The following is a 382-nucleotide window of genomic DNA, read 5'->3' on the forward strand; positions in this document are numbered from 1 at the left end:
CCGCACCGCAATGGCGCTCCGGTCCTGCGCGCGAACTCGACGCCCATTTCCTTGTTGATATAGATGTCCTGCTCGCCCCACACCACGCGTACCGGGGCCTTCAGGCCCGGCAGCCGCGCCTCGAACGCATTCTGATCCCGCGTGAAGTGCGCGTAGTAGTGCGCGAACGCGTCGGCCGACGTCAGCGCCCCGTTCTGCCAGCCACGTGCAAGATCGGCACGATAATCCGCATCCAACGCATAGCGCGCCCCCTCCGGCAATCCACGCGTGAACGCGTTCTGCAGAATCTCGTCGCGCGAGGCATTGAAGGCGCTCCGCACGGCTTCGGCCGATGCGGGTTCCTTGAGCGCCTGCAGGCGTTCCTGCATGTATTGCGGGCGGT

General features: G+C 65.7%; 1 protein-coding gene. It reads right to left on the reverse strand.

Annotated elements, in window-relative coordinates:
* Positions 1-368 (reverse strand): alpha/beta fold hydrolase (locus tag AB4Z27_RS29770; protein WP_441646082.1); only part of this gene is annotated, 368 nt, incomplete at its 3' end.
* Between the last annotated feature and the right edge of the window lie 14 nt (positions 369-382).

Origin of the sequence: Cupriavidus sp. KB_39 (assembly GCF_052114485.1) — a bacterium.
Lineage (GTDB): Bacteria > Pseudomonadota > Gammaproteobacteria > Burkholderiales > Burkholderiaceae > Cupriavidus.